General features: G+C 45.6%; 14 protein-coding genes. 8 read left to right on the top strand and 6 right to left on the bottom strand.

The features are described from left to right. Positions 1-202 precede the first annotated feature (202 nt). Entirely contained in the window at positions 203-925 is a 723-nt protein-coding gene (locus C7475_RS03260; protein WP_110051000.1) for a hypothetical protein, read from the top strand. A 6-nt stretch (positions 926-931) separates the two neighbouring features. Here the strand turns inward: C7475_RS03260 and C7475_RS03255 are convergent, their stop codons facing one another. From C7475_RS03255 to C7475_RS03230, 6 genes are all read right to left on the bottom strand, one after another. After that, a complete protein-coding gene (locus C7475_RS03255) occupies positions 932-1,819 on the bottom strand; it encodes a DUF3626 domain-containing protein (RefSeq protein ID WP_110050998.1) in 888 nt (295 codons plus the stop codon). 170 nt (positions 1,820-1,989) lie between these two features. Next, positions 1,990-2,373, bottom strand: a complete 384-nt coding sequence (locus tag C7475_RS03250) for a PKD domain-containing protein (RefSeq protein ID WP_110050995.1) — start codon at positions 2,371-2,373, stop codon at positions 1,990-1,992. Between the two features lie 157 nt (positions 2,374-2,530). After that, complete coding sequence (locus C7475_RS03245; protein WP_110050993.1) at positions 2,531-3,064, bottom strand: DUF1877 family protein; 534 nt, start codon at positions 3,062-3,064, stop codon at positions 2,531-2,533. A gap of 64 nt (positions 3,065-3,128) precedes the next feature. Further along, positions 3,129-4,121 carry a 23S rRNA pseudouridine(2604) synthase RluF gene (gene rluF / locus C7475_RS03240; protein WP_110050990.1) on the bottom strand — a complete coding sequence of 331 codons (993 nt, stop codon included), beginning with the start codon at positions 4,119-4,121 and terminating at the stop codon, positions 3,129-3,131. A gap of 229 nt (positions 4,122-4,350) precedes the next feature. Beyond that, positions 4,351-4,710 (bottom strand): hypothetical protein, encoded by a 360-nt coding sequence (locus C7475_RS03235; protein WP_110050988.1) that lies wholly within the window; start codon positions 4,708-4,710, stop codon positions 4,351-4,353. Next, positions 4,707-5,129, bottom strand: a complete 423-nt coding sequence (locus C7475_RS03230; protein WP_110050986.1) for a glycerophosphodiester phosphodiesterase family protein — start codon at positions 5,127-5,129, stop codon at positions 4,707-4,709. Before C7475_RS03230 ends, C7475_RS03235 begins: the two co-directional genes overlap by 4 nt. 228 nt (positions 5,130-5,357) lie before the next feature. Here C7475_RS03230 and C7475_RS03225 point away from each other — a divergent pair, with 228 nt between their 5' ends. The 7 genes from C7475_RS03225 to C7475_RS03195 all read left to right on the top strand — a co-directional run bounded on the left by C7475_RS03225 (position 5,358) and on the right by C7475_RS03195 (position 18,331). Then, complete coding sequence (locus tag C7475_RS03225) at positions 5,358-7,526, top strand: FG-GAP-like repeat-containing protein (protein WP_110050984.1); 2,169 nt, start codon at positions 5,358-5,360, stop codon at positions 7,524-7,526. 77 nt (positions 7,527-7,603) lie between these two features. Beyond that, positions 7,604-9,625, top strand: coding sequence for an integrin alpha (locus C7475_RS03220; RefSeq protein WP_110050981.1), 2,022 nt, complete (start codon positions 7,604-7,606; stop codon positions 9,623-9,625). Between the two features lie 502 nt (positions 9,626-10,127). Continuing rightward, entirely contained in the window at positions 10,128-11,099 is a 972-nt protein-coding gene (locus C7475_RS03215) for an ion channel (protein ID WP_110050979.1), read from the top strand. A 144-nt stretch (positions 11,100-11,243) separates the two neighbouring features. After that, complete coding sequence (locus C7475_RS03210; RefSeq protein ID WP_110050977.1) at positions 11,244-11,855, top strand: RNA polymerase sigma factor; 612 nt, start codon at positions 11,244-11,246, stop codon at positions 11,853-11,855. Between the two features lie 45 nt (positions 11,856-11,900). Next, positions 11,901-13,067 (top strand): FecR family protein, encoded by a 1,167-nt coding sequence (locus C7475_RS03205; protein WP_110050974.1) that lies wholly within the window; start codon positions 11,901-11,903, stop codon positions 13,065-13,067. A gap of 341 nt (positions 13,068-13,408) precedes the next feature. Further along, entirely contained in the window at positions 13,409-16,777 is a 3,369-nt protein-coding gene (locus C7475_RS03200) for a SusC/RagA family TonB-linked outer membrane protein (RefSeq protein ID WP_158286404.1), read from the top strand. Positions 16,778-16,795: 18 nt separating this feature from the next. Then, a complete protein-coding gene (locus C7475_RS03195) occupies positions 16,796-18,331 on the top strand; it encodes a RagB/SusD family nutrient uptake outer membrane protein (RefSeq protein WP_110050970.1) in 1,536 nt (511 codons plus the stop codon). Positions 18,332-18,468 lie beyond the last annotated feature (137 nt).

The following is an 18,468-nucleotide window of genomic DNA, read 5'->3' as shown; positions in this document are numbered from 1 at the left end:
TATCGTGATGTTGCTGCTTAGCTCCTGGGTTTGGGGGCGACAATCATTCGTTTCCGGCGTAAAAATTAAGCCGGGATGAATAAGCTACCTCGTAATTGCATACATTCCTGCACCTAAGGTCCAGGTAGACCTGGATGTAAAAGAACAAGGTTTTCAAAGTATCATCACCTTTACTGAAAAATTAACCTGATCGTTAATTTCTATGCCAAACAAAAAAGCAACTTTTTCTTCCAGTGATATCCTCGCTCAACTGGACGTCTGCGCACAAGACTTTAATTTCCCCGTACTGGATAACGGATACATTTATCCTGTTGTATCGCGACTATCTGTCTTTGGCGACATCGAAAGATGGGTGATAGCTATAGAAGTAGTAGGCTATCATTACCGCTTCCATGGGCATAATGGTGTAGAGAATTGCATCTACGTATATGGTAATTGTCTCGGTTTTGAGCCTGGAATGACCGCAGAAAACGTCCTGTATGTAACAGCCGAGAGTGATGAAGGCGCCACGTTTATACATGATTCATGGGGTACGGTCAATCCCGATGTACATTCTATGTTGATCAGAGATCAGAAGGTCAGCATTCCCAAAGATCCTGCATTTTACACTTCACGCAATGTGACGTTAGAAAATCCACCTGCAATCAGGGGGTATGAATTTATGCGTGCAAGTCTCCCTGAATATAAAAACGAATTTTTAGCACTTGAAGATGAAATATATGACTGTTTCCGTCTGAACATTCCTAAGATCATGCAGTTGGATGAGTGGTATCACCCCGATATAGCAGGTGAAGAAAAGCCATCGGAAAATGAAACATTCCAGATGATTGCGAGCGTACTGGAATCAGGTGACATTTCCTGTTACAATCCAACAAAAAGTGCTAATAACCATTGGAATAATTGGCCGGAAGGAGGCAGTTGCTGATGACGATCAGGCAATGAACTCCACCACAATGCCATTCCTTTTGGCGAATATTTCAATACATTCTCTGATGACTTTCGTTAATCCGTGAGGTTTGATGTCTGTCTTTTTGATGTATAATTTCTTTACATCCCTGTTGAACAATATTTCCGTATGAACTTGCGCTTCAACATAACGGCCTACCTGTAGATTAGGATGCCTGGGGCTTCCTACTGCTGCATTATGCAGCCACTCTAAAGGATTAGGTTCCATATTCGCAATGACGCGTTCCAAATTATGGAAGGTGGCTATTTTCTTATCCGAGAGCGGATCATGTTCATATACAAATGAATCACCTGCTGTATAGGTACATTTGTGTTTGACATGTTCTTTCAGTTCCATATAGGAATTGCCGTATTGCCTTGCCGGACCTCTCGGATTGCTAGTGTAATTAAGGGCAGCATATTTCGGCCTTGTAACCGGTTCGAAAGTGGGGTTATTCGGCTTACTGCCGAACTGCCTGATATTGTCGAGAATACCCTGTGGGCCTGGTCTGTTGGCATTATTATATTTGAAGAATTTTTGTTCCACATTTTCTCTCCGGTTCATATAATTCGCGTCGTTGGAACCTCTCTCATGAATATTCTTAAGGTCCTTAGGCGGAGGATATTTTAGAAAACTATTGATGTCAAAGTTAATTGTCAGCGCGGCCCGCTGAAGATGCCGTACCATCTGCCGTAACTGTATCTCCGCTACCCCACGCGATGTTACATTCATATTCTGCATAATGTTCAGGATAGCATCATTTTCATCTTGTGTCATCTGCGCAGTATCTTCTATTATTTCCTTATGCTTTAAGGAAACTACGTCACTCGCTGCCAGACGGGCAAGTACTTGCTGTCTTTCTTTGGGTGTCATAATATGTTATTATTTGATGAAGTGATGTGTTTTTTTCCTCTGGTAAAAGTGACGGTTTTAACAGCATTAAACAATCACCGAAATCGGGTAGGGGTAAGCCCGATACTGGGGACTTCTTTCTGGGGAAGTGGCCCGTATCATTGATGATGCGGGCCACTGAGAACAGTTAATTAAGGGAGGGCAATAACAACCTCTTTGGTTATTACAAATACTTCACCTGTCACATACGTCAATGTAAGTGTAACGGTGTAAGTAACTGGCTGATAGACGTGGTTAACCAGCGGGCGTGCATTTACTGCAGGCGCTGATCCGTCCCCGAAATCCCAGTTTACATTGGCAACCGTAGGTAAGTCAGCAGGCAGCGGAGTAGTAAGATAAATAGTGGCATACTGTATCAGCGGATTAGTACCCCATAACGTAGTTACACGGTACGTAAAATCAGGTGTTGGCACTGCCTTATGAGCAACTGATCTTACAACAGGCTGAACATCGGTATTTGCATACATGCTGACGCCGGCAAATACCGCGAGGAGCAACAACAATGTTCTTTTCATTTGAAAGGAGAATTTTGGGTAAACAAGAATTGTAATGTCGGCCTGAAAATAAATGATCGCGGTTAATACAGAAAGTTAAAATACCGCAGTTGAGTGTATGCACTCACGACATATAAAGTAAAAACCCGCTGCCAGAGCAGCGGGCTTTTGTTAAAGGTTATCTTACTAAGGACAAGACATAATCATTATCCGCCTTCGCCGCTGCCATGAAATTCTTAAGATCAGTAAACTCTTCTGCCAGATGCTTCCTGGTAAATGCTCTATCCGGCTCTCCTTCTTCGATCCAGACATTGTTAGGATAAATGTCATTTTCATTAAGCTCTTTTGCATTATACAGTTTATGAAACTGCTCCAGGGAAATACTGCCTAAAAAAGTATGCATGTCTGCAACGCCGTTTACGTCATTATAATAAATGGCAGTGCTTTCAAAATCAAGATCCTCCGATAACATCTCCAGCTCATCCAGATCGATCTCTTTTCCGACGTAAGTCTCGGGATAAAATATCTGCTCCAGCAAAGAGACCGTTGCTTCATCCTGCTCCTTCGACAAGATGAATTTCAGTCCCTCGAAAGTTTGCGGAAAGACAATATTTTCTTTGGAGATGTCCAGTATAACAGTTCCCTCCGGATTGGCTTTCATTGCCTCAAAATTTTCCTGAGATACACGATAGAGTGTTATGCTCTGACTCATTACTACGAAATTTGGGGAGCAAAACTAAGGAAAAATAAGAAAACCTGATCGCTTCTCCTTTTTACTATCCCCGTCTTCTTTTCCCCGCATTTTTTGGTGGGCTGGAAGGCTTGCCTCTTCTGGATTGCGAAGGCTTCTGTACCGCATTTTCCCGCTTCCCCGGCTTCTCTGTTGGTTTCCCTGTCCGCGGTTTACTGTCTTTAGCAGGCGGCTTTGTTGTTTTGTGCTTATGCGGCGACGGCTTGGTTTCGGGCGTAAAGGCGGTTTTCGGATGGTCCTTTGCCGGTGTACGGGCAGGAGCCTTCTTACGCGGTGCAGACGGATTATCCTCACTACGGACCTTACTGGAATCAGCTACGCTTTCTTTCAGGAATGATATCTCAGCCTCACTAAGATGGCGCCATTTACCTAAAGGAAGTTTGTCGAGCCTTACATTCATGATACGGACACGTTGTAAGCCGACAACTGTATAGCCAAGATATTCGCACATGCGTCTGATCTGCCGGTTGAGGCCCTGCGTAAGTGTTATACGGAAGGTTTGCCGCCCCATCATCTGTACTTTACAGGGCAGTGTACGGGTATCCAGAATAGGTACCCCCTGCGACATCTGCTGTACAAATGCGGGGTTGATGGGTTTGTTAACCCTTACGACGTATTCCTTTTCGTGGTTGTTAGCCGCCCTCAGGATCTTATTAATGATGTCGCCATCATTGGTAAGGAAGATCAGCCCCTCAGAGTCTTTGTCGAGGCGGCCAATAGGAAATATCCGCTGGGGATAATTAACAAAACTGATAATATTGTCCTTGATATGTAATTCGGTAGTGGTAGTGATGCCTGGAGGTTTGTTGAGGGCCAGGTATACACGTTTTTCTTTTTTAGCGGCAGTGATAAGGCTACCGTCTACTTCAACAGTGTCACCCGGCTTGTAGCGGTTGCCCAAAGCAGCCGGCCGGTCATTCAATAATACCCGGCCCTGCGTGATGAGATTGTCTGCCTCCCGGCGTGAACAATACCCGGTATCACTGATAAACTTGTTTAAACTGATTGATTGGTCCAATGACGTATGATATTTTAAAGTGGCAGGCGTGTGCCTTCCAGGGGCAAAGGTCGGTAATTGGGAGGAAAAAAATACATCCTGTTAACTGGCTTTCCCTGATTATCAGGGAAAATCACAATTTTTATATCATGAGAGATGTTAATGTGTCTGAAACTATACAGTAGCCCCACAAGGAACTCTGATGCCTGATCCGTCAAATTGATTCTTTAATTGATTAATAGCTGTTAGCCTATCGTAAGAACGGCTCAAAGATACTGTCTATCTGAAAACAAGTCACACCAGCTTTGATTAGACGCTGTGCCTGTTCCTGTGCCAGCGCCATGCTATTGCCATTTTTGAAACTCCAGGCGTTTACAACACCCACAGTCAGGATATGGTGCTGTTTCGTCCAGCTAACATCTTCGGCTGAGATATCGCCGGAAAAAAGATAGTAATGCGAAGGGCTGAAGCTTTTTTTATTCATGTTCTCTTCAAGTTGTGCTCTGGTACAACTGAGTTTTATTTTGCCGGTGAAGAATGGTGTTGATTCGTCTGTTCCAATCATAAGCGCCTGCTCATTCAGGTCATACTTTTTAAGCAGGGCTATCATCCGAAGATAGCTGGATGGTTGCCGCGTATTTTCAGATCGATCATGATCTGTAGACGCCCCTTTGCCGCTTTTAAAACATCCTCAAACGACAGGATACGATAGCCGTTGTTATTCTTCAATATACTTAGTGCCTTCCAGGTCATCGCGGATAGCGAAGTATCTATGCCGAAAGTCCGTTTAAGATTAGCATCATGATGCGTTACCAATATGCTATCGCTGGTGAGCCGTACGTCAACTTCAATCATGTAATATCCCCGTTTGCCGGCTTCCTGAAGCGCTTCCATACTATTCTCTTCCCGCAGACTATCAACTACACCGCCGCGGTGGGCAATCAAAAGATAACTGTTTGACTGACAATAAACAGTAAGACTGCATAACAGAAAGACCAATAAAGCGGATATTTTTTTAGTAACTGACATAGTTCTTTCGGATTGTTATTCGCGAATAGCCTATAAGACCGTTTTGTTTAACAAGTTACGCTGTTGCTGCAAAGTTGTATATTATATTTTAGTTCTCGAAACCTTTACTATTATAAAAGATATAATGATTCTTTTCAGGCTTTTTTCCTACTTTGGGTAGTCAAAATCTTAACCCGATATACCTTTAAATATTCAACCCTATATTATAAAACCCATATAACCCTCACCATGAAAAAGTACTACATTCCAGTTCTTTTACTGCTTATTGGCGTTGGCGTACGAGCTAATACTTTCCCCGTTACGGACAATAGTCCGGGGCCTGAGAAAGGTCTTAACGCAAGTTATACTGCCGACGCAGTGAGCATTACTCCGCAGGACGCGGAACAACAATGGACGTTTAGCCTGGCGATAAAGGCCGTAAACGGACATAAACCTGCATCATCGCCTCTTATGACGAGGCAAAATAACAAGGTACGATTCGACCATGATCATCATTTCCAGGTGGAATACACAAATGATGAACAAGGTATCCGTCAGCGTTTTATCATCCGGGAACCCGCGGAGCCTAATAGTACGCCGACGGTACAACTTCAACCGGCGAATAGTTGGCTTGCTATGTACGGTGGCGCAAACAGCCTCACCTTCAGTAACAACGGGCAAATACTTAATTACAGTGATCTTGAAGTACAGGATGCAAAAGGTAAAAAGCTGCCCGCACACTTCACCGTACAGCAAAATCAAGTAGAGATAGCTGTTGATGCAGAACAGGCAGCATACCCGCTTTCAATTCAGACTGTCGTAGGTACCTTGTCGGAACTACAAGCAAAAAGCCGTCTGGAACGTAATCTGGCAGGTGCCCAATTAGGAGCAGCAGTTACAGGAGCCGGAGACATCAATGGTGATGGCTATGATGATGTGATAGTAGGCGCACCCTATTATGCCAATGGACAGACGGCGGAAGGAGCCGTATATATTCATTACGGTAGTACACCGAATGGTATCAATCCCAATGTTTTCACTGTGTTGGAAGGGAATGTCGTAAATGCGCATTTTGGCGAGATACTGGCCGGCGGTGGAGACATCAATGGTGATGGCTACGATGATGTGGTAGTAGGAGTGCCGCATAGGGCCGGTATGCCGGGTAATGATACCGGGTATGTATATGTCTATTCCGGCTCGGCTGCAGGGCTGAACCCTACTCCCTATATTCTGCGTTCTGTAAGGCAGGGAGATAATTTTGGAATTAGCGTGGCTATTGCCAAAGACCTGGAGTTTGACGGCACCGACGATATTCTTATCGGCGCAAACGCCGGAGAAGGATACGTGACCGTTTACTATGGCACTATCTGGGGAATAAAAAATTCTCTGATGACCGAAATCGCTATCAGCGGAACGACAGGCTTTGGAACAAAAGTAGCGGGCGCCGGAGATATATATGGATTCGGACTCGGACGTTCCGTGATGATCGCAGCTGCTGAAGATCTGTATCTGTTCTGGCATAGCAACTATGAGATAGAAGTTGACTTCCCTACTATTATACACAGTCCCGCTCCGGGAATATCATTTGGCTGCTCTATAGCTGGTCAACGTGATATAAATGGTGATGGATATGATGATATGATCGTGGGCGCAAAAGACTATGCAGACGGTAGCCTCAATCATTCAGGAGCATTGTATGTTTATTACGGCTATTGGGATTATAACAGCCCTGGTAACCCAACGTTTGACACGCCTAACCTGATAATAAAAGGAGACAAGGATTCTGCCCTGTTCGCCTCACAGGTGGCATTTGCAGGAGATGTCAATAACGATGGATACCAGGAGGTAATTGTTTCAGCACCAGCATGGGAAAGTTCAACCTTAACGCCGAATGTAGGAAGAGCGTCCCTCTATTATGGTTCATCATCCGGTTTGAGCTCTTCGGCTGGAGCCACCATACAGCCCACCGTCGCTACCTCCTGGTTGAATGCAGTAGCAGGTGCAGGAGATGTAAATGGAGATGGATATGGCGATATTATAGTAGGCGCACCGTTATACGACAGGGGCCAGATCGATGAAGGAGTGGGCCTGGTTTATCTGGGTGGTGCATATAGTCTTGCACGAATGGCTGAACCTAAATCTGACGGTGTTGTAGAAACAAAAACATCCGCAGTTGTGAAAACTTTCCCTAACCCGGTAGTAAACAATCTGTCTGTTCAGTTCGAAGGTTTGGACACGAAAGCAGATACTTATGTTCAGATAACAGATGTAACTGGAGCTATTGTAAAGACCGTACAAATAGGAAAAGTGGAAAATGGCAACCAGGCTATTGATGTGAGTACACTCGTTCCGGGTACCTACTTTGTAATTATTAATAATGGCAGTAAAGTGATCAGGGAAAAAATAATTAAACAATAGTCCATGTATCACACTCCCCGGATAGCTGATCCGGGCGGTTTACTCACCCCTAATGTATAACCTATAATATCCTCACCATGAAAAAGCAATATTTTTCAGGTCTTTTAGTTTTTACGGCACTGGCTGCACACGCAACTTCTTCGCCGGTTATTGACAAGGAACTGCTGCAGAAAGCACAAAAGCAGGTTGAAAAGATTGAATACTTCATCAAAAAGCAAGATAATACAACAACTTATCATAGCCCTAATCCAGTGAATGGTTTAAAGGCTTCTTACACCGGAAATGAATTGAACATTGTATCCGAAAAAGCGGATCAGCAATGGGCGTTTAAATTAACGGTAAAAGAAGTAGGCGGATATAATCCCGTGGCACAGCCGCTGGTTTCGATGAATGAAAATAGCGTGCAGTTTAACCATGATCATCATTTTAAAGTTGAATATACTAATGATGAAAAGGGCATTCAGCAGAAATTTATCATCCAGGAAGCGGGGACTGCAACCGGTAAAGTAACCGTGCAGCTGCAACCGGAAGAAGGCTGGAATGCACGATACAAAAGCGCTACCAGTCTTGCGTTTGAAAACAAAGGACAGGAGCTCGATTATAGCGATCTGAAAGTAACGGATGCAAAGGGTAAAAAGCTGCCCGCACATTTTACTGTACATCAAAACCAGGTAGAAATATCGGTAGATGCTGAACACGCAGCATTCCCGCTTTCACTTCAATCTATCGTAGGCGAGCTGACATTGTTATATGCGAGGACCATCATGCAATCGGATCAGGCAGGCGCTCAAATGGGTGCTGCGGTTTCCTCAGCCGGAGACGTAAATGCCGACGGATATCCCGATGTAGTAGTAGGTGCGCCTTATTATAGCAAAGGAGAATCCCATGAAGGAGCTGTATTTATTTTTTACGGTAGCGGGCCTAATGGTATAAATCCTAACAATTACACCTTGCTGGAAAAAAATGTTCCGGAAGGGCATTTTGGAGAGTATATAGCTGGCGGCGGAGATGTAAATGGTGATGGATTTGATGATGTACTGGTAGGAGTTCCTTATCATGCAGGCACCTTTAATAACGATACAGGCATGGTGTACGTTTATTATGGATCAGCTGCAGGTACTAGCACTACTCCAGAAATAATCCGCTCTTCAAGACAAGGCGATCATTTTGGTGTTAGTGTGGCTATTGCGCCAGACATTGATGGGGACGGGAACGATGATGTGCTGATCGGAGCAGATAACGGTGAAGGTTATGTGACCGTTGTATACGGAACTAGCTGGGGTCTGGAATTCGCATTCACGTCGGAACTCGCTGTTGGCGGAGCCACCCGTTTCGGTTCAAAGGTGTCGGATGCCGGAAGTATCAGCGGAGCCGGTTCACGTGCAATAATGGTGGTATCTAATGAAGGGCTGTACATCTTTAATGGCGATTTTAGCGGTGTGGAGATGACGCCTTCCCAAACTATACCGCGTCCCGATCAGGCAGGATCTTTTGGTAGTGCAATTGCGGGAGGTGGAGATGTAAATGGCGATGGATATGATGATATAATAGTGGGTGCAAAAGATTATGCGGACATAGAACATAATCGCCTGCAGTCTGGCGCATTTTTTCTTTATATCGGTAGCAGTACAGGTATCGTCACTACGCCTCATCAAGTTGTTACTTCAGGACAGGATTCAACGCTTTACGCATCACAGATCGCATTTGTCGGCGATATAAATCAGGATGGATTTGACGATGCCGTGGTAGGTGCACCTAAATGGAAAGACGGTTGGGACGAAAGTCAGGAGGAACGGGAAGGTGCAGTATTCATGTATTATGGATATCCTCCCGGCATAAATTTCTGGGCAGCAGGATATATTCATAGTGATAAGACGAATGCCTTGCTGGGATCTTCAGTTGCGGGTGTAGGCGACGTGAACGGAGATGGATATCCTGATTTATTAGTAGGGGCTCCGCAGTGTAATAATCCACAGCCTCAAGAGGGGATCGCTGCGATCTTCCTGGGGGCTCCTTATACGCCGGCACGTATGGCAAATCCTCAGAATGCGGCGTCAAACCAAAGGACGGCTGAGAGGAAAAGACGTCCCGGACGTTAGTGAAGTTTCTTACTTTTGCTGAATGCCTTAAGAGCGTTTGATTAATATTCGCTCAGATATCGCTTAGATACCGCTCATCCTACGTTAATCTTACGTTCATGAACGTAGGATCAACGTAGGATGAGCGGTATCTAAGCGATATCTGAGCGATATCTAACCGGAGTTTTAACACCGCGATTTTGGAATAGTGTTATTTTGTAATGTATTTTAATTGATTGAGAACGTGTTTGTTATGCCTTTTAAATTACGTATTTCCCGCATCGGTTTTATATTTAGCTTTGTGATGTAAAAAGAAAACAGCACACAATTTTTACACTTTTAGCATCGATCTAAAGACAAAATCGCGTTATCAGCGCGTCGATATAAATACGTATTTCGTTACTGAGGCAGGTCATCATCAGCTCCTGTGCTACTAAGCGGAATCTGTATGCAGACGTAACCGGGGAGGATTGGCAAAAGTGAAATCTAAGTTTTAGTTTTGCCTCATAAAGATTTTCCTTATATGGCTTTACGTATTAATCCCTTTTCCAGGACCAATGACGATACCGGTTTTGGCAGCAGTTCCAACAGCTCTGTGGGCCGCTTTATAAACAAGGATGGTTCGTTCAACCTGCGTAAAGAAGGGATACCGGTTTGGGAGCGTGTGAGCATTTACCATACATTACTCAACCTTTCTTCCTGGAAATTCTTCTTAGCCATCATCATCTTCTTTGTATCTATCAACCTGGTTTATACATTGATCTATCTGGGACTCGGCGCACAAGAGTTCCAGGGCGTTCTGGGAACTTCAGAGTGGCAGCAGTTCAAGGAGATCTATTTCTTCAGTACGGAAACCTTCACGACAGTTGGTTACGGCCGCGTAAACCCGGTGGGAGACGGCGTCAATCTGGTAGCATCCATTGAAGCATTGAACGGCTTCCTGTACCTGGCAGTTTTCACGGGTTTAATCTATGGACGTTTTTCGAAGCCCAAAGCTTTCCTCAAATTCAGCGATCATGCTGTAATAGCGCCCTACAAAGATAAAATGGGCCTGATGTTCCGCTTTGCTTCCTTTAAAGCGATGCATACGCTCACCGGCGTCGATGTAAAGGCTAATCTGGCACTGCTTGTACCGGAGGATGGTAAACCGGTATACCGGTTCTTTGAGCTTAAGCTGGAACGCAGCCGTATACAGAACCTGCCTATGAACTGGACGGTGGTGCATGCAATTGATGAAGACAGTCCTTTACTGGGTTTGAACGAAGAGGATATAAAAGCTGCGGATGTAGAGATCTATGTGCATGTGCAGGGATTTGACGAAGTGTTTTCCAGTTCAGTATTGAAACGGACCTCTTATACCTGGGAGGAAATACAGTTCAACAGGCGCTTTGTACCGATGTACCGGGAAACTGGCAATACAACGATCCTGGAATTGCAGAAACTGAATACGACAGTGCCGGCGGAGGTGAAGCAGGAAGCGGAGCGGCTGGGCTAGAAAAACAGGCATCCGGTACATAGGCTCCTTAAAAAGTGAGCACCTGCCACAGGTGCAATTTTGGGGCGTGAAGTTTATTTTTATTATTTTTAGCCCGGACAGACCAGATTATGCTGGAAAAGATTCATTCAGAGACGTTCGGGAATGCCTGATCAGCCAGACAACGAGAAAATATTACTGCAGCGCATTAGAGAAGGTGCACAGGATGCATTCAAGGCTATCTATGCCCGTTACAACGAGAAGATTTACTCACTCGCTTATCATCTTACCAGGTCTGAAGTCGTGGCCGAAGAGATCGTCCAGGACGTATTTCTGAAGGTCTGGATGCAAAAGGAAACTCTGCCTGAGATCCGCGACTTCGAATCGTGGCTTTTTATTCTGGCCCGCAATTATATTTATACCTGGTTGAAAACGAGCGCCCGTCGGCAGGCGCACGAAATGCTGGCGGATGATCATGTCTCTGTGGAACCTTTAGAGGTGGATGCAGCTATCCACCGGAAGGAGCTGGAAAATCTTCTCCGTGAGGCAATCAGACAATTATCGCCACAACAGCAGCAGGTATATATCCTGTTCCGGGAAGAACAATTAACCCGGGAGGCCATTGCCGGCCGGTTAGGTCTATCCTCTGAAACTGTTAAAGTTCACATGAGCCGCGCCATGCGGTCCATAAGGGCTTACATCACGTCCCGTACGCCTTTTACCCTCATATTATTCTTCCTTTTAAAAAATCTGCTACTTTTTTTTCCGGCAATGTAACCCACGCCTTTAAAAATGTAGTCTTTACTATTAACCGCGGTATTTATGCTAAATGAAAGACTTTTATATCTGATGGACCGTTACGTCCGGCAACAGCAAACAGAGGCCGAAATGGCCGAGCTTCGGCTGATGTTGGGCGATAAACAATATGAGGATCAGGTAAAAATGCTCATAGACCAATATAGTGCCCAGGGGCTACCCGCATATAAAATGCGGGAAGGCGCCGGTACCGAAATACTGGAAACGATACTGGAAACAACGGCTCCTGCAACACAAGGGATAGTTCGTAGCATACGTCCTTTCCGTCACATATGGTGGGCGGCAGCGGTGGTGGTATTATGCGGTGCAGGTATCTATCTCTGGCAACGTCCTGCGCGGGTGGAGGTAGCTGCAACGGCAGCCAGCCAGCCAGGTACGCCGGGTAGCAATAAGGCGATACTTACCCTGGCCGATGGTGCAGAAGTAGCATTGGACGATAAGGGCAATCAGCAGATACAGCAAGGTACTACAGCCGTTCACCAGCAGAATGGTCTTTTACAATATCATGGGTCCGGCGATCCGGCATCTGTAAGTTATAATACACTTTATGTACCCCGGGGAGGACAGTTTCAGCTTATACTGCCTGATGGCACAAAAGTCTGGCTGAATGCTGCCTCCAGGTTGAAATACCCTACCGCGTTCTCAGGAAGAAGTAGGGTAGTGGAGCTTCAGGGCGAAGCATACTTTGAAGTAGCAAAACGGGCGGATCAGCCTTTCAGCGTAAAGGTGAACAATAAAGAAGTCGTTGAAGTACTGGGTACCGATTTCAATATTATGTCCTATACCGAAGAAGTGCAATCAGTCACCACGCTGGTAACAGGTGCTGTTAAAGTAATAAGCGGCGGATCTCAGCAAACGCTGCGACCCGGCCAGCAAGCCCTCGTGGACGAGCATACTGGTGCAATGACGGTTGCACCGGCAGATGTTGACAGGGCGCTGGCGTGGAAGACCGGTTTTTTTGAACTGGACAATACAGACCTGCCGACGCTTATGCGGCAGTTGTCGAGATGGTACGATGTTGAAATTATTGATCAATCAAAAGGAAATACAGTAGGGGAATTTGGGGGAAGAATCAGCAGGACATTAAACCTTCGGGACGTATTACACGTACTGGAGCAATATGGTGTTCACTCACGGATTGAGGATAATAAGGTCGTTATCCTCTCAAAGTAAATCATTGTAAGAAAAAGAATTTATGGGGTGACCGCGGATAATGACCGCGGGGGGGAATGATTTGCCTGTAATAAGCGAAAACAACATTAGAGTAATAAATGATAAACAGCTAAGGAGGTCACAAAAACGGAACAGGAGGTGCGCCAACACCCCCTGCAGATGTTGACAACAACCAATAATCGTTCAGAGACTATTTTCATTACCAACAAAGCAAATGTATGTATTTCAACACTAAGGGGAAAGCCCCTTACGGAGATTTATTATCAACCAAATTCACCTCCCGCGCCGCCCTACCGGCGCCTGTATTCCGGAGATGCATAGAAAGTAAATTATTCAGGGTTATGAGAATGACCGCTTTCTTAATGATTGTCATCTGCCTGCATATCGCCGCTAAAGGCGTATCGCAGGTTGTTTCTATTAAAGCAAGGAATCTTCCGTTAAAGGAAGTTTTTGTTGAAATGTCTAAACAGACGGGTATCTCTATTCTGTACAAGGAAAGGGAATTACAGCACACAAAACCGGTCAGTCTGGATGTGAAAAATGCTCCATTCAGGCAGGTGCTTGACAATTTGCTGAAAGACCAGGAACTTGAATATCAGATTCAGAATGAGATCATTTTCATTGAACCTAAAAAAAATCCTGTCAATTTTTTACGTTCTGAATTGCCTGCTGCAGATACCAATACAATTGATCTGATCGGGGTGATCGTACATGAGGAAACGCAAAAGCCGCTGGATGGCGTGACGGTCATGGTGAAAGGGAGCAAGCAGGGAGCTGTTACAGTCGGCGGTGGCTCTTATGTGCTCAAAGCAGTACCGCGTACTGCTATACTTGTAATATCCTCTATTGGTTACATTACACAGGAAGTACCTGTGATGTCAGAAAAAAACCAGAAGAGCAGCGCTAATTTTATCAAACTGAAACCATATGTAAGCCAGTTGGACGAAACAGTGATACAGGCATATGGCACTACAACTAAAAGAAAAACTACAGGCGATATTGTCACTGTAAAGGGGGAAGATCTGGCCAAGCAACCCATATTCAGTCCACTGCTGGGCATGCAGGGAAGAGTAGCGGGGCTGGAGATCACGCAGCAGAATGGTTCTCCGATAGGAGCTGTCAAGGTGGAGCTGAGAGGGCGCAAGTCTATCGATCAGAACTTTACCTCTGATCCACTGTATATCATAGATGGTGTTCCACTCACTGTACTGGAAATAAACGGCAAGGCAAACATGTATGCCAGGAACTCCTCGTCAGGAAATGTCATTTCTTCAGGGCTGGACCAGACAGGCTTGTCGCCTTCTGTAGGTGTCAGTCCGCTGTCCGCAATAAATCCGGCAGATATTGCTTCTGTAGAGATCCTGAAGGATGCTGATGCTACCGCCATTTATGGTAGTCGCGGGGCCAATGGGGTGATCCTTATCACAACCAGGAAAGGCAAGGCTGGCGTGAATGGATTTAATGTTTCGGCGCAACAGGGCATTTCCTTCACTACAGGGCACTGGGACATCTTAAACACACCGCAGTATGTGGCTATGAGAAGGGAAGCCTATAAGAACGATGGCATTACTCCCCAGTCAGCTCCAGGTACCGGTTATGCTCCCGACATTATGGTATGGGACACGACGCGGTACACTGACTGGCAGAAGTATTTCTGGAATAATGTGGGAAAGGTGACGAACGTGCAGGCAGACATGAGTGGCGGGTCAGAGCAGGTTACATACCGTATTGGCGGAGGATACAACCGGTCAACCGACCTTACAAAACTGAATGGTGCAACCACGCGGGCTACTGCAGCTGTTAATGTCGGTACGCAAAGCCGCAACCGGCGGTTCAGGACGGATATATCAGCTACTTATGGTGTGCTGAACACTGATGGGACCAACAGAACAAGTTCGGCGCTTATACCTCCGAACGCGCCGCCTGTGTATGACAGTTTAGGACATCTGAACTATGGAGAATACCGCATAAGTACTGTACTGATGCCCGGAGGAAACAAGTTTAACACTTCGTCCTTCGGCACCAACCTGCTGATGGGAAGTTTTGCAGTAAGCTACAATGTTACAAACGGGCTCTATATAAGATCTACATTCGGCTACAATCTAAATCAGGCAAGGTCGAAAAATCTCAGTCCGATTGCAGCAAAAGATCCTGTAAGGGATCCCCTCGGATCAGCAACCTTTGCCAACTCGGGTAATTCTAACCTGCAGATTGAACCACAGGCGGAATACACCGTAAATGCGGGGAAAAAAGGAAGATTGAATGTGCTTGCCGGCGCTACCCTCCAGTCTAACAAAACGTGGGGAACAACGCAGATGGGGAATGGCTTTACAAGCGATGTTTTGCTGACGAGTATCAACAACGCGCCAACAGTAAAAGCCACAGATGCTTCAGCACAATACAAGTATGCCGGTACGTTTGGTCGTATAGGGTATACCTGGGATGATAAATATATTCTTAACCTAAACGGCCGGAGGGATGGTAGCAGTCGTTTCGGATCGGGACACCAATTTGGAAACTTTGGTTCCCTGGGTGCAGCCTGGATATTAAGTGATGAACACTGGATACGTCAACATCTACCGGCATTGATCAGCTTCGTAAAGTTACGGGGTAGTGTGGGCGTAACAGGCAGTGACCAGATCGGCGACTACCAGTATTTGACGCAATGGGGTGTTTCAACCGGAGGCACTCAGCTTGCTTCTCCTTATAATGGAATAAGTCCGCTTATACCTCAGTTGCAGGCCAATCCGGACTTCCATTGGCAAACAACCAGAAAGCTTGAGGGAGCATTGAATGTTGCGTTGCTCGACGATCGGATCTCTATGGAAGCTGCCTGGTATAGGGAGCGTTGCAACAACCAGCTGATAGGCTATCCAACGCCTGTTATTACAGGGTTTATTTCCGTAGTAGAGAATTCACCTGCATCGATCCAGAACAGCGGATTGGAGTTCAGTGTGAATGCAAGGGCGATAGAGCGTACGGACTTCTCCTGGAATATGAAGTTCAACATCAGCCGTAATACCAATGTTCTGTTGGCTTTTCCAATGCTGGAAAAGTCACCATATCTCTCCAGGTATAAAATAGGAGACCCTATCAGTGCACTCTATCTTTATCATTATACCGGTGTGGACCCAGTCACTGGTGTATTGACCTATGAGGACCATAACCACGACGGAGAAGTAAAGACTGACGAGACATTTGCTCCCGGTACAGGAAAGGACGACCGTTACGTGAAAATTAACCTGACGCCTGCTTTCCAGGGAGGTTTCAGTAACACCGTCCGCTTAAAAAATGTATCGCTTACCGCTGATTTTGTTTTCGTTAAGCAAATGGTGCCCCAGTCTCAGATCGCGCAGAACCCGGGCAATGCGGAAAATATATCCCGGTGGGCCTATGAAAATCGCTGGCAATATCCGGGGCAGCATGCATTGTCTCCTAAATTGTCGGCGCTTTCAACAACTTATGGGTTTTCAGCGAGCGATGGTAATTATACTGACGGCAGTTATCTGCGCCTGAACACCGTACAGGTGTCATACAGGATGCCCGCTCATCTGACGCGGATGCTCCGTGTAAATAGCTTCGCAGCCAATATCAGCGCTCAGAACATCTTTGTAATAACGCCATATAAAGGGATGGACCCGGCGATGACGTCGTTTGGTACAATGCCTCCGGCCAGAATCATTACTGCAGGTGTTACCTGTGGATTTTAATAAAAAAATGCTGTGAAAATGAGACATTTTGATAGAACGATCCTGAAAAGAATTTGTTTGCTGGCATGCCTGGGATTGATCATGACGGCTGTATCCAGCTGTTCAAAACTTATAGAGATCGCTCCGCCGACTACAACAATTAGTACCAGTCAGACCTTCAGTAGCAATGACCTGACGTTATCGGCCATGGCAGGTGTGTATACCCGGCTTATTAACGGAAGCGGCGCGTCCGAGTTGTATAGTAACGGTGGGGTTACATTAATTGCCGGTCTGTCTGCAGATGAATTGATTTGCGGAATGGGAACGAATGACGTCGCGCATTACCCCTTCTTTAGCAACAACGTTCTAACTACCAATACGTTTACATCAGATGGTGGATGGACAGCTGCTTACAAGGCAATCTACAGTGTTAACAGCATTATTGAAGGTATCGCGGCATCAAAGAGTGAATTACTCGACGATAGTACCCGCCGGCAGGTAACAGGTGAAGCCAAATTTATAAGGGCATTCACTTACTTCTATCTGACCAATATGTTCGGCGATGTTCCGCTTGTAATTACAACCGACTATCGTATCAATGCAACTATGTCAAGAACGCCACAGGAACAGGTGTATCAGCAAATGGTAGCCGACCTGAAAGACGCACAGCAACTGCTGAACACAAATTATGATTTTGCACGCGGGGCACGGGTACGAGCCAATAAGTATGCTGCGACGGCCTTATTGGCCAGGGTGTATCTGTATCAGAAAGACTGGACGAATGCAGCAATGCAGGCTGATTCTGTAATAGCCAATGGTCAATACAGTTTATTGGAGGACCTTAAGGGAGTATTTCTGTCAAATAGCAAGGAAGCTATCCTGCAATTCATACCAGATCCGACGCTGAGCCCTCTTTATAACCGAACATTAGAGGCTTACCTGTTTAATCCGGTTATTAAGCTGAGTGAATTCCCACCTGAATATTGGCCGATATTCACTGACTCGGCAACGTTCGCACAGAGTGTAACCAGTTACGTTCCCAATTTCTATATGAGCAGTGATCTTCCAAAAGCATTTGAAGCCGGAGATAAAAGACGGACACAGTGGATAGACAGTGTTCCTACTCCAGTTACTGCTCCCTATTTTGGTGTTCCGATATACTTCCCTTCCAAATATCCGGAAACGCATAATGATGCTGGTAAGCCGCCCCGCTATTATACGGTGTTAAGGCTTGGAGAACAGTATCTGATCAGCGCAGAGGCTAAAGCTCAGCTGGGCGAAATTACGGAAGCACAGACCGCATTGAACGCCGTACGAAGCAGAGCAGGACTGCCTGCTACTACAGCTGCCGATAAAGAAGGCCTGTTAAAAGCAATAGCACGTGAACGCCGTACCGAATTATTCCTGGAATGGGGCCATCGCTGGATGGACCTTAAACGTACGGGCATGGCTAAGACAGTGTTGAGTGCTATACCTGAAAAGCTGCCATGGAAGGACTTCCAGTTATTATATCCTCTTCCAGTTACAGAACTTGTAAACAACCCGTTGTTGAAACAAAACCCCGGATATAACTAGTGTAGCAGAACAACATTACATAAGAAACATATGATTTACAGAAAATATCCGGGAGGTATAACATTCCTTCCATTAATACTCTTTGTCCTGATTATCCAGCAGAGCTGCAGTTCAGGGCCGGCTGTCCCACCGCGTAA

Origin of the sequence: Chitinophaga sp. S165 (assembly GCF_003182155.1) — a bacterium.
GTDB lineage: Bacteria > Bacteroidota > Bacteroidia > Chitinophagales > Chitinophagaceae > Chitinophaga.
This window is presented reverse-complemented; position numbering and strand designations above follow the sequence as displayed.

Excerpts from the sequence above, each read along its gene's own strand:
- C7475_RS03260 (WP_110051000.1), top strand. The coding sequence starts at position 203 with ATGCCAAACAAAAAAGCAACTTTTTCTTCCAGTGATATCCTCGCTCAA.
- C7475_RS03255 (WP_110050998.1), bottom strand. The coding sequence starts at position 1,819 with ATGACACCCAAAGAAAGACAGCAAGTACTTGCCCGTCTGGCAGCGAGT.
- C7475_RS03250 (WP_110050995.1), bottom strand. The coding sequence starts at position 2,373 with ATGAAAAGAACATTGTTGTTGCTCCTCGCGGTATTTGCCGGCGTCAGC.
- C7475_RS03245 (WP_110050993.1), bottom strand. The coding sequence starts at position 3,064 with ATGAGTCAGAGCATAACACTCTATCGTGTATCTCAGGAAAATTTTGAG.
- C7475_RS03235 (WP_110050988.1), bottom strand. The coding sequence starts at position 4,710 with ATGATAGCCCTGCTTAAAAAGTATGACCTGAATGAGCAGGCGCTTATG.
- C7475_RS03230 (WP_110050986.1), bottom strand. The coding sequence starts at position 5,129 with ATGTCAGTTACTAAAAAAATATCCGCTTTATTGGTCTTTCTGTTATGC.
- C7475_RS03225 (WP_110050984.1), top strand. The coding sequence starts at position 5,358 with ATGAAAAAGTACTACATTCCAGTTCTTTTACTGCTTATTGGCGTTGGC.
- C7475_RS03220 (WP_110050981.1), top strand. The coding sequence starts at position 7,604 with ATGAAAAAGCAATATTTTTCAGGTCTTTTAGTTTTTACGGCACTGGCT.
- C7475_RS03215 (WP_110050979.1), top strand. The coding sequence starts at position 10,128 with ATGGCTTTACGTATTAATCCCTTTTCCAGGACCAATGACGATACCGGT.
- C7475_RS03210 (WP_110050977.1), top strand. The coding sequence starts at position 11,244 with ATGCCTGATCAGCCAGACAACGAGAAAATATTACTGCAGCGCATTAGA.
- C7475_RS03205 (WP_110050974.1), top strand. The coding sequence starts at position 11,901 with ATGCTAAATGAAAGACTTTTATATCTGATGGACCGTTACGTCCGGCAA.
- C7475_RS03200 (WP_158286404.1), top strand. The coding sequence starts at position 13,409 with ATGAGAATGACCGCTTTCTTAATGATTGTCATCTGCCTGCATATCGCC.
- C7475_RS03195 (WP_110050970.1), top strand. The coding sequence starts at position 16,796 with ATGAGACATTTTGATAGAACGATCCTGAAAAGAATTTGTTTGCTGGCA.